The sequence below is a fragment of the Rhodoferax sp. genome (assembly GCF_039922535.1).
Classification (GTDB): Bacteria; Pseudomonadota; Gammaproteobacteria; order Burkholderiales; family Burkholderiaceae_C; genus Rhodoferax_B.
Genome location: NZ_JBDTEM010000147.1, coordinates 61811 through 75088 on the forward strand (window position 1 = coordinate 61811; position 13278 = coordinate 75088).

Genomic DNA, 13278 nt, shown 5'->3' on the forward strand with positions numbered 1-13278 from the left:
CTGCTGCTGTTGCTCCCTGCTTGTCATATCGGTTTTTCAAACCGATATGAGGGGGGTTGGCGAAAGAAGCGAAGCTCTGCAGACTGGGGGTTTACCTAGGAAGGTCGCTAAAACCCATCAGGAACTCATCCACGGCACGGGCAGCCTGGCGGCCTTCGCGGATCGCCCAGACGACCAGCGACTGGCCCCGGCGGATGTCGCCCGCGGCAAACACCTTGGGCACATTGGTGGCGTAGCCGCCGCTGAACTCGGTGTGCGCCTTGGCGTTGCCACGGGCATCTTTCTCGATGCCGAAGGCATCCAGCACGTTGGCCACAGGGCTGACGAAACCCATGGCCAGCAGCACCAGGTCGGCCTTCATGACGACTTCGGTGCCGGGGATTTCGACCAGCTTGCCGTCTTTGAACTCGACGCGCACGGTCTTCAGGCCGGTAACCTTGCCTTTTTCTCCGATGAATTCCTTGGTGGAAATGGCGAATTCGCGCTCGCAGCCTTCCACGTGGCTGGAGCTGGTGCGCAGCTTGATCGGCCAGTAAGGCCAGGTCATGGGGCGGTTTTCTTCCTCCGGGGGCTGGGGCATCACCTCGAACTGGGTCACGCTGGTCGCGCCGTGGCGGTTGCTGGTGCCCACGCAGTCGCTGCCGGTGTCGCCACCACCAATCACGATGACGCTCTTGCCATCGGCGCGCAACTGGGCCTTGACCTTGTCACCCGCGTTGACCTTGTTTTGCTGGGGCAGGAATTCCATCGCGAAATGGATGCCGTCCAGCTCGCGGCCCGGCACAGGCAGGTCGCGCGATTGCTCGGCACCGCCGGTGAGGATGACCGCGTCAAAGTCTTTTTGCAGCTGCTCGGGGGTGATGGTTTCCTTGGCCCAGTTGGTGACCTTGGAGCCCTTGCCCAGCGGGTCTTTGGCCGCGCCCACCATCACGCCGGTGCGGAAGGTCACACCCTCGGCCTGCATCTGTTCGACACGGCGGTCGATGTGGCTCTTTTCCATCTTGAAGTCGGGGATGCCGTAGCGCAGCAGCCCGCCGATGCGGTCGTTCTTTTCGAACAGCGTCACGTCATGGCCCACGCGCGCCAGTTGCTGGGCGGCTGCCAGGCCGGCAGGGCCGGAGCCGACCACGGCCACTTTTTTGCCGGTCTTGTGCTTGGCGACGCGCGGCTGGACCCAGCCCTCGTCCCACGCGCGGTTGATGATGGCGTGCTCGATGGACTTGATGCCCACCGGCAGGTCGTTCACGTTCAGCGTGCAGGCCGCCTCGCAGGGTGCGGGGCAGATGCGGCCGGTGAACTCGGGGAAGTTGTTGGTGCTGTGCAGCACCGCGATGGCGTTCTGCCAGTCGCCGCGGTAGACCAGATCGTTGAAGTCCGGAATGATGTTGTTGACCGGGCAACCGTTGTTGCAGAACGGAATGCCGCAGTCCATGCAGCGCGCGCCCTGGATCTTGGCCTGTGCATCGTCGAGACCGACGACGAACTCTTTGTAGTGCTTGACGCGCTCGGCGGCGGGCTTGTAGCCCTCTTCGAGCCGCCCGTATTCCATGAAGCCTGTGACTTTACCCATGATTCGTTCCTATTCTTTACTTCGCTTGGCCTTACTTGGCAGGCACGGCTTCATTTTTAATAGCTGCTTGTGCAGATGCTGCCTGCGCTAGAGCCACTTTTCGTGCATGCATTTCGCCCAGGGCACGTTGGTACTCCAGCGGGAACACCTTGACGAACTTGCCACGGGCTTCGGCCCAGGTGTCGAGCAGGTCACGGGCGCGCTTGCTACCGGTCCAGCGGTTGTGGTCTTCCAGCAGCTTCTTGAGCTGGGCTTCGTCGGTCTGGCCGTTGTGCCATTGGTCGGCCACGCCCAGGCCTTGTTGCTCGCCCGAGGGCAGCACGCGCTCCAGCGACACCATGGCCATGTTGCAGCGCTTGGCGAAATGGCCGTCTTCGTCGTACACGTAGGCGATACCGCCGCTCATGCCCGCCGCAAAGTTACGGCCGGTCTTGCCCAAAATCAGCGCCGTGCCGCCGGTCATGTACTCGCAACCGTGGTCGCCCGTGCCTTCCACCACCGTGGTGGCACCCGACAGGCGCACTGCAAAGCGCTCGCCGGCCACGCCGCTGAAGAAGGATTCGCCGCTGGTCGCGCCGTACATCACCGTGTTGCCGACGATGGTGTTCTGCGTAGCCACGCCACGGAAGTCGATGCTGGGGCGCACCACGATACGGCCACCGCTCAGGCCCTTGCCGGTGTAGTCGTTGGCATCGCCAATCAGGTACAGCGTGATGCCGTTGGCCAGGAAGGCGCCAAACGACTGGCCGCCCGTGCCTTCGAGCTGGATGCGGATGGTGTCGTCCGGCAGGCCTTCGGGGCGCACCTTGGTCAGCGCACCCGAGAGCATGGCCCCCAGCGAACGGTTGACGTTGCGCGCCACTTCCATGAACTTAACCTTTTCGCCGCGCAGGATGGCGGGCTGCGATTTCTCGATCAGCACGTTGTCCAGCGATTTTTCCAGGCCGTGCTCTTGGTTTTGCACGTGGTAGCGCGGCACATCGGCGGGCACATTGGGCTGGGCGAACAGACGGTTGAAGTCCAGGCCGCTGGCCTTCCAGTGGGCAATGCCCTTGCGGGTGTCCAGCAGGTCGGCACGGCCAATCAGGTCGTCGAACTTGCGGATGCCCAGCTGGGCCATGATCTGGCGCACTTCTTCGGCGATGAAGAAGAAGAAGTTCACCACGTGCTCGGGCTTGCCCTGGAATTTCTTGCGCAGCACCGGGTCTTGCGTGGCCACACCCACGGGGCAGGTGTTCAAGTGGCATTTGCGCATCATGATGCAGCCTTCCACCACCAGCGGTGCGGTGGCGAAGCCGAATTCATCGGCACCTAGCAGCGCGCCGATGGCGACATCGCGGCCGGTCTTCATCTGGCCGTCGGCCTGCACCCGCACACGGCCGCGCAGGCGGTTCAGCACCAGCGTCTGCTGGGTTTCGGCCAGGCCGATTTCCCACGGACCACCGGCATGCTTGATGGACGACCAGGGTGATGCCCCCGTGCCGCCGTCATGCCCGGCGATCACGATGTGGTCGCTCTTGCACTTGGTCACGCCCGCGGCAATAGTACCCACGCCCACTTCGGACACCAGCTTGGTGCTGATGCTGGCGTGCGGTGCCACGTTCTTCAGATCGTGGATCAGCTGGGCCAAATCTTCAATCGAATAGATGTCGTGGTGCGGTGGGGGCGAAATCAGGCCCACGCCTGGCACCGAGTGGCGCAGCTTGCCGATGTACTCAGACACCTTGCCGCCGGGCAGTTGACCGCCCTCGCCCGGCTTGGCACCCTGGGCCATCTTGATCTGGATCTGGTCGCTGGACACCAGGTATTCGGCGGTGACACCAAAGCGGCCAGAAGCCACCTGCTTGATGCGCGAACGCAGCGAGTCGCCGTCTTGCAGCGGGTAGTTCACGGTTTCCACGACTTCAGGGCCAATGATCTCGCGCAGGGTTTGGCCTTGCTTGATCGGGATGCCCTTGAGCTCCTGGCGGTAGCGGTTGGAATCCTCGCCGCCTTCGCCGGTGTTGCTCTTGCCGCCAATGCGGTTCATGGCTACGGCCAGGGTGGTGTGGGCTTCGGTAGAGATCGAGCCCATCGACATGGCGCCGGTGGCGAAGCGCTTGACGATTTCTTTCGCCGACTCAACTTCTTCCACCGGAATGGCCTTGGCCGGGTCGATCTTGAACTCGAACAGGCCGCGCAGGGTCATGTGGCGACGGCTTTGGTCGTTGATGAGCTGGGCGTACTCTTTGTAGGTATTCCAGTTGTTGGCGCGGGTGCTGTGCTGCAGCTTGGCAATGGCATCGGGTGTCCACATGTGTTCTTCGCCGCGCACGCGCCAAGCATATTCACCGCCGGCGTCGAGCATGGTGTCGAGCACCGGGTCGTCGCCAAAGGCGGCCTTGTGCATGCGCAGGGCTTCTTCGGCGATTTCGAACACGCCAATGCCTTCCACGCGGCTGGAGGTGCCGGTGAAGTACTTGGAGACGGTCTCCTGGTTCAGGCCAATCACCTCGAACAACTGCGCACCGCAGTAGCTCATGTAGGTGGACACGCCCATCTTGGACATGATCTTGGACAGACCTTTGCCGATGGCCTTGACGTAGTTGTAGATGGCCTTGTCGGGCGACAGCGCGCCGCTCAAATCCTTGTGCAGGTCGGCCAGGGTTTCCATCGCCAGGTAGGGGTGGATGGCTTCGGCACCGTAGCCCGCCAGCACGCCAAAGTGGTGTACTTCGCGGGCGGTACCGGTTTCCACCACCAGGCCGGTGGTGGTGCGCAGGCCCAGGGTCACCAGATGCTGGTGCAAGGCGCTGCTGGCCAACAGGGCGGGGATGGCGATTTGGGTGGCGCTGACGTTGCGGTCGCTGACGATGAGGATGTTTTTACCGCCCTTGATCGCGTCCACCGCTTCGGCGCACAGCGAGGCCAGCTTGGCCTCTACGCCGGCCTTACCCCAGGCGGCGGGGTAGGTGATGTCCAGCGTGTGGCTGCGGAACTTGCCGTGGGTGTGGCGCTCGATATCGCGCAGCTTGGCCATGTCGGCAAAGTCGAGGATAGGCTGGGTCACTTCCAGCCGCATCGGCGGGTTCACCTGGTTGATGTCCAGCAGGTTGGGCTTGGGGCCGATGAAGGACACCAGGGACATGACGATGGCTTCGCGGATCGGGTCGATCGGCGGGTTCGTCACCTGGGCGAACATCTGGCGGAAGTAGTTGTACAGCGGCTTGTTCTTGTCGCTGAGCACGGCCAGGGGGCTGTCGTTGCCCATGGAGCCAATGCCCTCTTCCCCGGCCTGGGCCATGGGGGACAGCAGGAACTTGATGTCTTCCTGGGTGTAGCCAAAGGCCTGCTGGCGGTCGAGCAGAGCGGTACTGCTTACTGTGGCGGCAGCGGCATCAGCGGGCACGTTGTCGAGCTTGATGCGCAGGTTGTCGATCCACTGCTTGTAGGGCTTGGTGTTGACGATGTTGGCCTTGAGCTCGTCATCGTCGATCATGCGGCCCTGTTCCAGGTCGATCAGGAACATCTTGCCGGGCTGCAAACGCCATTTGCGCACGATCTTGTTTTCGGGCACCGGCAGCACGCCGGACTCGGAGGCCATGATGACCAGGTCGTCGTCGGTCACGCAGTAGCGCGAAGGACGCAGGCCGTTGCGGTCCAGCGTGGCACCGATCTGGCGGCCATCGGTGAAGACGATGGAGGCCGGGCCGTCCCAGGGCTCCATCATCGCGGCGTGGTACTCGTAGAAGGCGCGGCGGCGCTCGTCCATCTGGGTGTGCTGCTCCCAGGGCTCGGGGATCATCATCATCACGGCCTGGCTGATGGGGTAGCCGGCCATTGTCAGCAACTCCAGGCAGTTGTCGAAGGTGGCGGTATCGGACTGGCCGGGGAAGCTGATGGGGTAGAGCTTGCCCAGGTCGGCCGCCAGCACCGGCGAAGCCATCACGCCTTCGCGGGCCTTCATCCAGTTGTAGTTGCCCTTGACGGTGTTGATTTCCCCGTTGTGCGCCACATAGCGATAGGGATGGGCCAGCGGCCACTCGGGGAAGGTGTTGGTGGAGAAGCGTTGGTGCACCAGACCTATTGCCGAGATACAGCGCTCGTCGGACAAGTCCTTGTAGTACACACCGACCTGGTCTGCCAGCAGCAGGCCCTTGTAGATCACCGTGCGGCTGGACATGCTGGGCACATAATACTCTTTGCTGTGCTTGAGCTTCAGGTTCTGGATGTTGGCGCTGGCGGTTTTGCGGATCACGTACAGCTTGCGCTCCAGCGCGTCCTGCACGATGACATCGTCGCCGCGGCCAATGAAGATTTGCTTGAGCAACGGCTCGGTCTTGCGCACCGTGGGCGACATCGGCATATCTTTATCCACCGGCACATCGCGCCAGCCCAAGAACACCTGGCCTTCGGCCTTGATGGCGCGTTCCATCTCTTGCTCGCAGGCCTGGCGGGAGGCGTGCTCTTTGGGTAAGAAGATCATGCCGACACCGTATTCACCGGCGGGTGGCAGGGTCACGCCCTGCTTGGCCATTTCTTCGCGATAGAGCGCGTCGGGGATCTGGATCAAGATACCCGCGCCGTCGCCCATGAGTTTGTCGGCACCCACGGCACCCCGGTGATCGATGTTTTCCAGGATCTTGAGCGCCTGGGTCACGATATCGTGGCGCTTTTCGCCCTTGATATGGGCTACAAAACCCAGACCGCAAGCGTCATGCTCGTTGCTGGAGGAATACAAACCGTGGTCTTTGAGATACTGGATCTCGGCAGCCGTTGTCATGGCGCTCTCCTATATTGGTAGGACTTGCGCAGCGCTCTACGAGTCTTGCGGAAATCCTGGGTGTTTCGCGGGGAATCGAAGCATAAACCACAGCAACAACAGTGCCAAGCAGAATAATAGGGGTCAGATTCCAATTAATTATTGACTAGACTGCCAAGTATTTAAATGGGGACACATTAAAAACAATAGCTGCTCCCGCAATTTGCATTTGCGCTAGCGACCCTTTTTACTAAGACTTTGGGCTCAAAAATGGCCTGCCTGCGCTCGCCTTGGCCACACGGCGCTCGGTTCTTTTTTGTAAATCCGCCACAAAATCTGCATCGCCCAAAGCCCAGCCGCGCAAGGCCGACTGGGTCAGTTGCTGCTGTTGCTCCTCGGTGATGCCTGCATGCACCAATTTGGCGTAGGCCTCTTCGCGTGCAAACGGCGTGTTGCCCAGCGCCCACCACAGCGGGTGCGGCGTAACCAGTTTGTCGGCCCGCTGGCCCATGTGGTGGCAATAACTGGACCAGGCGTAGTCGCGCGGATCGGCCACCAGCCCGGCCCGCACCGGGTTCAGGTCGATATAGGCCATGCAGGCCAGCAGGTAGCGGTCGGTTTGCACCAGGGTCGATTTGTAGCGCCCCTCCCACAGGGTGCCACTGCGGCCCTGCGCATCGTTGAAGTACCGCACATAGCTGCGGCCTACCGCCTGCATCATCTGCGGCAGTCCCTCGGCCGTAGTGGGTGTGGCCAGCAGGTGGAAATGGTTGGTCATCAGCACATAAGCATGGACCTGCACTCCGAACTTCTTGGCGTTTTCGGTCAGCAGACCCAGCAGCAACGCGTAGTCGCCCGGGCTGGCAAAGATGGGCTGGCGGTTGTTGCCACGCTGGATCACGTGGTGGGGGTAGCCGGGGACGGTGAGACGGGGAAGGCGGGCCATGGGCGCAATGTGGTTGTGGATGCGCGATATTAATCGTGGTAATGGGGTTCTGACCCCTATTTTTCTTTACGCAAGATTACGGGGGCGATGTCACCCAGCAGGGCGGGCGGCAGGTTATGGGTGGGACACTTTTAACGATTCCACTGGGAGATATCCATGGCTTTTCGCCCCACTCTGGCTGCACTGGCAGCCCTTTTAGGCGCTGCGGCGTTGTCCGGCTGCGTGGTGGCACCACCCCGCCAGCAGGTGGTGTACCGCACAGCCCCCGCCCCGCAGGTGCAAAACGAAGTGATTTACACCGAGGTAGCACCACCGCCTCCGCAACAGGAAGTGATTGGTGTGGCTCCGGCAGGCTATTTCTGGCTCTCGGGTGCCTGGTTTTGGGAAGGTGGACGGCATGTGTGGCACCCTGGGCATTGGGAAGCACACCGCCCCGGCTACCAGTGGACACCCCACCAGTGGGTGCAGACGGGCCACGGCTGGCAAATGCACGGCGGCTTCTGGGCGCAGCGCCGGTAGGTTTACGGAAGTTCGCGGCCCCGCGCGGCCTCGTATAGCCGGTACCACTCGCCCCGGCTGAGCGACACCTCGGTGGCCTGCGCGCAGGCACGGATACGCTGAGGGTCGGTAGTACCCACCACTGGCTGGATGCGCGCCGGATGCTGCATCAGCCAGGCCAACACCACCGCCTCGGCGGCCACGCCATGGGCTTGCGCCAGTTGCTGGACGTACTCCGCTGCCCGGTCCACGGCAGGTGGCGCATCGGTTGGCGCGGCACCGCTAAACCAGCCGCGTGCCAAGGCCCCCCAGGCCTGCAACTGCAGGCCGTGCTGCTGGGCGTATTCCAGCATACCGTCCCAAGCCAAATGGGATACGCCTTGCCCGTCGTTGAAGCAGGTACCTGCCTCCAGCCAGTCGCGCTTGAGCAGGCTCATCTCCAACTGGTTCGCCACCAGCGGCTCGTCCAGCGCCCGCTGCAACCCGCCCACCTGCGCGGCATGCATATTCGACACCCCCAAGAAGCGGGCCTTGCCTGCGGCCTTGATCTGCTGCCAGGCCTGGGCCACCTCGGCGGGCTGCATGAGCGGGTCGGGACGGTGCAAGATCAACACGTCCAGATAATCGGTCTGCAATCTGCGCAGGCTCTCGTCCACGCTGGCCACGATGTGTTGCGACGACAGGTCGTAGCGCTTAGGGCCTTGCGTATCGGCAAAGCGGATACCGCATTTGGACTGCAGTAACAGGCCTTGCCGCAGCGACGGCTTGCGCTGGAACATCCGACCAAAACTCTCTTCGGCCTTGCCCATCGTGTAGATGTTGGCGTGGTCAAACAGGGTGATACCCGCCTCCAAAGCGGCCTCGGTGGCGGCCTGGGCCTTGTCAACGTCTGCCTCGCTCAGCGGTTGCGCGTCCCAGCCGCCGCCCAGGCCCATGCAGCCCAGCACCAGCGCGCTGGCCTGTGGCAGGTAGCGCTGTAGCGGCACAGCGGGGAACTTGGTGGTGCGATCAAACATGGTCGGGCAACTTAAAACGGGTTTGCAACAGGGAAGACAGGCCAAATTCGGCCAGCAGGGCCGTCAGCCGTTCGGCCGCCGTGCGCTTCTTTTGGCCGGTGTGCTTGGCGATGATCAGCTCGTTTTTCATGCTGTGCTCCCAGCCGACCAGCTCGGTCACCGTGACCTGGTAGCCCCAGGCCTCCAGGTACAGGCAGCGCAGCACGTTGGTGATCTGGCTGCCCATTTCGCGGGTGTGCAGCGGGTGCCGCCAGAGTTCGGACAAGGGCGTTTTGCTGCCGTTCAGGGCCTTGTTCTGGCGCAGGCAGGCTGCCACCTCGGCCTGGCAGCAGGGCACCAGCACCATGGCGCGGGCGTTCTTTTCCAGGCCAAAAGCAATCGCGTCGTCGGTGGCGGTGTCGCAGGCGTGCAGGGCCGTGACCACGTCAATGCGTTCGGGGAGCAGGGCCGACTGGGTAGATTCGGCCACGCTCAGGTTCAGGAAGGACATGCGGTCAAAACCCAGGCGCGCCGCCAGTTCTTGCGACTTGGCTACCAGCTCCGCGCGCGTCTCGATGCCGTAGATATGACCACCGCCTCCGGCTTGGCCCGCGCCCAGGGCTTTGAAGTACAGGTCGTAGACGATAAAGCCCAGGTAGGACTTGCCGGCACCGTGGTCGGCCAAAGTCAGGCCGGTGCTGCTGGCGGGTAACTCACCGAGCAATTTTTCGATGAATTGGAACAGGTGGTAGACCTGCTTGAGCTTGCGCCGCGAGTCTTGGTTGAGCTTGCCGTCGCGGGTCAGGATGTGCAGCTCTTTGAGCAGCTCGACCGACTGGGCGGGGTCGATTTCAGGTGGCAGCGTGGAGGCGACCGGCATCTTACTTTTGGGGGTCTTCATCGGGCGATTTTCCCACGCCCAGCGCGCCCCAGCCGCCCTGCCCCAGTTCTTCCAGAGTTCGCATGTTGCGCTCAAAAATCATTTCGGCATCCGGGAAGGCGGCCACGGCACGGTCGATGCTGGCCTCGCGCAGCAGGTGCAGGCAAGGGTACGGCGCGCGGTTGGTGTAGTTGGTGATGTCGTCCGCGTCGGTGCCGCCAAACTGGAAGTCGGGGTGGAAGCTGGCGATCTGCACCGTGCCTTGCAGCTTCATTTTTCGCAGCAGTTTGTCGGCTACGCCCAGAAAGTCGTTGTAGTCCCAAAAATCGACCAATACGTATGGTGCTATCAAAAGCGTAGTATCCCGCGCAGATGGGTCCTGCGCTAGAAGCGCATTTAGCTCATAAATCAAATCTTGCCGCAGAGCCTCGGTATCGGTAGCGGCGCTGACGGCGTAGTGGATCAGGCCCTTGGTGTGCACGGCTTTGGCGAAGGGGCACAGGTTCAGGCCGATCACGGCGCGCTCCAGCCAGCGCCGCATGTCGTCTATCACGGTAGCGTCGGACACCATGGCTTAGCGCAAGAAGCGGCTGGGCTGGCCCACCAGCAGGCGGGCCAGTTCGTCCAGTACGCCGGGGTTGATGTCGGTGGTAGCCAACTGGGTGGTCTGCACCTCGAAACCGGTAGCGTTGCTGATGCGGAACGCGAAGCTGCACTGGTCGTGGTCGGGGGTGATGCGCACGCTGCCCAGCAGCTCGGTGGTGTACTCAAAACGGATGGCCAGCAGCTTGTTGGTGTCGGGGTGGCGCTGTTCCAGCCGCTCGTGCTTCAAGTGGCCTAGCGCCAGCCGGGCTTCGACACGCTCCAGCTCCGGCGGAAAGTTGACGCTCACCGCCGCCTTCACGGGTGGGCCCACCTGGGGCAGCACGCGCCAGCCCATGCCGATGTAATCCGTCACATCCACACCGCCCATGTGGTGCAGGCGCTTTTGCCGCACATCGCAGCGAAAGTCCGCCATCTTCATCGCCGGCCAAGGGGTTTTGCCGTCTAGGGTGAAGGCGGGCGCGGGCGGCGCGATGACGTTGAGCTGCTGGGCCAAATCTGCCAAGTAGTTGGCCACCGTACGGCACGCAGCTTCGGTTTGCGCCACGCGGGCCTCGGCCGATAGCTGGGCGGCAGTTTGCTGGTTGCGCAGCGCGTGGGCCTGGGTTTTGAGTTGGTTCAGAAAGCTCACGGGATGTCTCTTTAAGTTGTCTCTTTTTTGTTTTAGCCGAGCAGTTTTTGCCCGGTCAGGCGTTCGTGCTCGCGGGCGGCGAAGCGGTCGGTCATGCCAGCGATGTAGTCGGCCACGGCACGTGGGGCATGGGAGGCAGCGCGGGTGGCCCTTTCGGTATACGCGGGGGCCATTTCCTGCGGTGCGGCCAGGTAGGCGGCAAATAAGTCCTGCACCACGGCTTGCGCTTGGGCGGTCATGGCCATCACCTGCGGGTGGCGGTACAGGTTCTTCATCAAGAACCGTTTGAGTTCCAGCGATTGCGCCCGCATCACTGGGCTAAAGCACAGCAGTGGCGCGCACTGGCGGGCGGCTTCCACGCTGGTGGGCTGGGCGGTCTGCAGGGCGGCCTGGGTGGCGGCGATCACGTCGTACACCTGGGCGCTGAGCATGCGGCGGATGGACTCGTACAGCACGCGACGGCCCGCAAGCTGCGGGTGCTCGGCCAGGGTTTGCTGGTGAAAATGGGCCACCAGCGGCACGTCTTGCAACTGCTCTAGCGTGATCAGGCCAGAGCGCACGCCGTCGTCAATGTCGTGGGCGTTGTAGGCAATCTCGTCGGCCAGGTTGCAGAGTTGGGCTTCCAGACTGGGCTGGGTGCGGTCCAGAAAGCGCTGGCCTACGTCGCCTAGCTGTTCTGCATTGGCACGTGCGCAGTGCTTGAGGATGCCCTCGCGGGTCTCAAAAGTGAGGTTCAGTCCGTCAAACAGCGGGTAGCGCTCTTCCAGCGCATCGACCACGCGCAGGCTTTGCAGGTTGTGCTCGAAACCGCCGTGCGCGGCCATGCAGGCGTTGAGCGCATCTTGCCCGGCGTGGCCAAAAGGGGTGTGGCCCAGGTCGTGGGCCAGGGCAATCGCCTCGACCAGGTCTTCGTTCAGGTCCAGCGCGCGGGCGATGGAACGGCCCAATTGCGCCACCTCCAGCGAATGGGTGAGCCGGGTGCGGAACAGATCGCCCTCGTGGTTCAAGAACACCTGGGTTTTGTAGACCAGACGGCGGAATGCGGTGGAATGCACGATGCGGTCGCGGTCCCGCTGAAATTCGGTGCGGGTGGGCGCAGCGGCCTCAAAGAAGCGGCGGCCCCGGGTGTGCGCCGGGTCGCAGGCGTAAACGGCTAGCGGCATGGATTTATAGAAAATAGGGCCCTGGCGCAGGTACTATCTGCGGCAGCAGCTATTTTTTCAATAGCAATCATGCAGACATACAACAGGCATCGACCACCTCGCGCACCAGGGCATCGGGCGCGCCGCGCACCGTGGCGCTGCCGGGTGGGCCGATCAGCACAAACTTGATCTCACCCGCCTCGGCCTTTTTGTCCACCCGCATGAGTTGCAGGTAGCGGCCTGCGTTGTCGGCCGCATCCAGCACCGCACCCACGGTGGGCAGGCCTGCGCGCTGGATGAGCTGTGTGAGTCGCTGCACCAGGGCCATGTCGATCAAACCCAGCCGCTGCGACAGATGTGCCGCCATCACCATGCCCGCGCCCACGCCCTCCCCGTGCAGCCACGCGCCGTAGCCCATGCCCGCCTCGATGGCGTGGCCAAAGGTGTGGCCAAAGTTCAGAATAGCGCGCAGCCCGGCTTCGCGCTCGTCCTGGCCCACCACGTGGGCTTTGATCTCGCAACTGCGCTGCACCGCATGGGCCAATGCGGCCACGTCGCCTGCGCGCAAGGCGTCCATGTGGGCATCCAGCCAGTCCAGCAAAGCCATATCGGCGATGGGCCCGTATTTGATGATTTCGGCCAGCCCGGCGCTGAGCTCGCGCGGCGGCAAGGTGGCCAGCGTGTCCAGGTCGCAGACCACTTTGACCGGCTGGTAGAACGCGCCCACCATGTTCTTACCCAGCGGGTGGTTGATGGCGGTTTTGCCACCTACCGACGAATCCACCTGCGCCAGCAGCGTGGTCGGTACCTGTACAAAAGGTACGCCACGCATGTAGCTGGCGGCGGCAAAACCGGTCATGTCGCCCACCACGCCACCGCCCAAGGCAAACAACACGGTTTTGCGGTCGCAGCCATGGCCCAGCAACGCGTCAAAAATCAGGTTCAGGGTTTCCCAGGTTTTATACGCCTCGCCGTCCGGCAGCACCACGGTGTGGATGGTGGGATAGTGGCTTTGCAGCGCAGTCTGCAGGCGCTGGGCGTATAGCGGGCCGACGGTGGTGTTGGTGACGATCAAGGCGCTGGCGGCGCGGGGCATGTCGGCCCAGGTGGCCGGGTTATCGAGCAACTGGGTGCCGATGACGATGGGGTAGCTGCGGTCGCCCAGAGCAATGTGGACGGTTTGGGGCACGATGGCCTGAAGGGGCTGGGAAAGCGGGAAAGGCTGGGTGGGCTGGGTGGGCGGGGTAGAAGCGGACATAGCCGCACAGTTTA

Annotated in this window: 10 protein-coding genes; 1 reads left to right on the forward strand and 9 read right to left on the reverse strand. The window is 62.9% G+C overall.

Translation table 11 applies throughout. The features are described from left to right. Positions 1-91: 91 nt before the first annotated feature. The 3 genes from ABI213_RS07055 to ABI213_RS07065 form a co-directional block, all read right to left on the reverse strand. Positions 92-1570 carry a glutamate synthase subunit beta gene (locus ABI213_RS07055; RefSeq protein ID WP_348005835.1) on the reverse strand — a complete coding sequence of 493 codons (1479 nt, stop codon included), beginning with the start codon at positions 1568-1570 and terminating at the stop codon, positions 92-94. Positions 1571-1601: 31 nt separating this feature from the next. Continuing rightward, on the reverse strand, positions 1602-6332 hold the full coding sequence (locus tag ABI213_RS07060) for a glutamate synthase-related protein (protein ID WP_348005836.1): 4731 nt from the start codon (positions 6330-6332) through the stop codon (positions 1602-1604). A 229-nt stretch (positions 6333-6561) separates the two neighbouring features. Continuing rightward, a complete protein-coding gene (locus ABI213_RS07065) occupies positions 6562-7257 on the reverse strand; it encodes a transposase (protein ID WP_348005837.1) in 696 nt (231 codons plus the stop codon). 156 nt (positions 7258-7413) lie between these two features. On the opposite strand from ABI213_RS07065, the gene ABI213_RS07070 reads away from it, so the two are divergent. Beyond that, on the forward strand, positions 7414-7776 hold the full coding sequence (locus ABI213_RS07070; protein WP_348026526.1) for a hypothetical protein: 363 nt from the start codon (positions 7414-7416) through the stop codon (positions 7774-7776). A 2-nt stretch (positions 7777-7778) separates the two neighbouring features. On the opposite strand, the gene ABI213_RS07075 is transcribed toward ABI213_RS07070, so the two are convergent. From ABI213_RS07075 to aroB, 6 genes are all read right to left on the reverse strand, one after another. After that, the gene (locus tag ABI213_RS07075) at positions 7779-8771 is read right to left on the reverse strand and encodes an aldo/keto reductase (RefSeq protein ID WP_348006513.1); all 993 of its coding nucleotides are present in this window, start codon (positions 8769-8771) and stop codon (positions 7779-7781) included. Then, positions 8764-9651: an SAM-dependent methyltransferase gene (locus tag ABI213_RS07080; protein ID WP_348026528.1), complete on the reverse strand. Its 888-nt coding sequence runs from the start codon at positions 9649-9651 to the stop codon at positions 8764-8766. Before ABI213_RS07080 ends, ABI213_RS07075 begins: the two co-directional genes overlap by 8 nt. After that, positions 9632-10201: a DUF1415 domain-containing protein gene (locus tag ABI213_RS07085; protein WP_348006515.1), complete on the reverse strand. Its 570-nt coding sequence runs from the start codon at positions 10199-10201 to the stop codon at positions 9632-9634. The genes ABI213_RS07080 and ABI213_RS07085 overlap by 20 nt, the downstream gene beginning before the upstream one ends. A 3-nt stretch (positions 10202-10204) precedes the next feature. Next, on the reverse strand, positions 10205-10864 hold the full coding sequence (locus ABI213_RS07090; RefSeq protein ID WP_348006516.1) for a hypothetical protein: 660 nt from the start codon (positions 10862-10864) through the stop codon (positions 10205-10207). Positions 10865-10896: 32 nt separating this feature from the next. Continuing rightward, positions 10897-12027: a deoxyguanosinetriphosphate triphosphohydrolase gene (locus tag ABI213_RS07095; protein ID WP_348006517.1), complete on the reverse strand. Its 1131-nt coding sequence runs from the start codon at positions 12025-12027 to the stop codon at positions 10897-10899. 67 nt (positions 12028-12094) lie between these two features. Next, on the reverse strand, positions 12095-13264 hold the full coding sequence (aroB, locus tag ABI213_RS07100; protein WP_348006518.1) for a 3-dehydroquinate synthase: 1170 nt from the start codon (positions 13262-13264) through the stop codon (positions 12095-12097). Positions 13265-13278: the final 14 nt, after the last annotated feature.